The 1,376-nt window shown below is 65.8% G+C and carries 2 protein-coding genes; both read right to left on the bottom strand.

Features of this window, described 5'->3' with window-relative positions:
* Window positions 1-696: FecR domain-containing protein (locus MOV75_RS38245; RefSeq protein ID WP_247008013.1), on the bottom strand; the 696-nt coding region annotated here is incomplete at its 3' end.
* A gap of 355 nt (window positions 697-1,051) precedes the next feature.
* The coding region (locus tag MOV75_RS38240; RefSeq protein ID WP_247008011.1) for a DUF2147 domain-containing protein at window positions 1,052-1,376 on the bottom strand (325 nt) is incomplete at its 5' end.

The raw sequence follows: 1,376 nt of genomic DNA, 5'->3' as shown, positions 1-1,376 counted from the left end.
CGCAAAGCCGCTCGATGCTTGCGTCAGCGCGCCGAGCCGCGTGCCGCTGGTGCGGTCGTCGACGTCGATGTGACCGACGCGGCCGTCGGCGTCGGGGTAGAGCTTGATGTTGACGTTGCGCGCGCTGTTCGCTGCCGCGCCTTCAGGCACGTCGATAACGCCGGTGGTGCCGCGGATGCCGAGCGTCGCCGTCGGCGTCGTGATCTTCATGTTGCCGGTCTTCGCCACCGCCGCCGCGACGAAGGCGACCGTGCCCTTGCCGACGTCGAAGATCCCGGAGTTCTGCTTGCCGCCATCCTCGTAAACGTAATTGTCGATGGTGATCCTGGCGCTGGCCGACAGATTGAACGTGGTCGCGTCGTTGAAGGTGATGCCGAGCGAGGAGTTCGACGAGGTCTGCACGACGTCGTTGAGATAGATGTCGTCGCGCACGCGCAGCGGATAGGAATTCTTGTCGCGAATCACGGTCGCGATCCCCGTGACCGTCGCGACGTTGCCGATCGGCTCGACGGCGGTGGATTGTGCGTCTGGCGCGGGGGTGGGGGAAGCCGATGGAGCCGGGGAGGGATCCGGTGTCGGCTGCGCTTGCGGCTGCGCCTGCGCAAGCTCCATGGCATCGGATGCGGACGCCACGCTGCTGCCCGCCAACGGCAAGGCCAGAGCAAACGCGAGCATGAAGCGGCGGCAAGCCACCAATGAAGTCACGAGGATGTCCCGGTGAGAACGCGAGGCGAGATCGGGCGATATCAGCCGGATCAGGCTGAATGGCGGATGAACATGTGTGGCAAGGGAGGGGGTGAGTGTTCAAAGGCCAGGCAAGGCTAGCGAGTAGGGCTCGAATATCTCCACGCCGTCATGGCCGGGCTTGTCCCGGCCATCCACGCCTTGTTTTGCGGCACCAAGAACGTCGATGCCCGGGACACCTAGCGCGAAGACGCGCTTCGCGCTTCTGCCCGGGCATGACGAAGATTTGTGTGTGTCGCGCGAGATCCCGGGTCGACGCTTCGCATCGCCCGGGATGACGATCGTCGGAGCTGACCCGCTCCGAGCGTCAACTCACCCGCTTCCAGGTCTGGCCGCCGCAGAACATGCCGCCGAAGGCGCAGCCCTGCACGCGCATCGCGTTCGGGCCCTTCATGGCGATCGTGGAGTCGTAATTGCGGCCGGAGTCGGGATCGTGGATGCGGCCGCTCCACTTCGAGCCCTCGGGCTTCATGTTGATCAGGATGCGCGCGTTGGTCTTCTCGGCATAGCCGCAGAGATTGGCGCCGCACTGTTCGACGCGGACATTGCCCTTGTTCTCTTCGGTCGCCCAGACGCCGATCGGCGAGTTCGGCGCGGCCACGGGCGCAGCAGCCACCGGCGCTGGAGCCGGC

This window comes from Bradyrhizobium sp. PRIMUS42 (genome assembly GCF_023006515.1).
Taxonomy (GTDB): Bacteria; Pseudomonadota; Alphaproteobacteria; order Rhizobiales; family Xanthobacteraceae; genus Bradyrhizobium.
The sequence above is the reverse complement of the archived record's forward strand: the minus strand, read 5'-3'. Positions and strand labels throughout refer to the sequence as shown.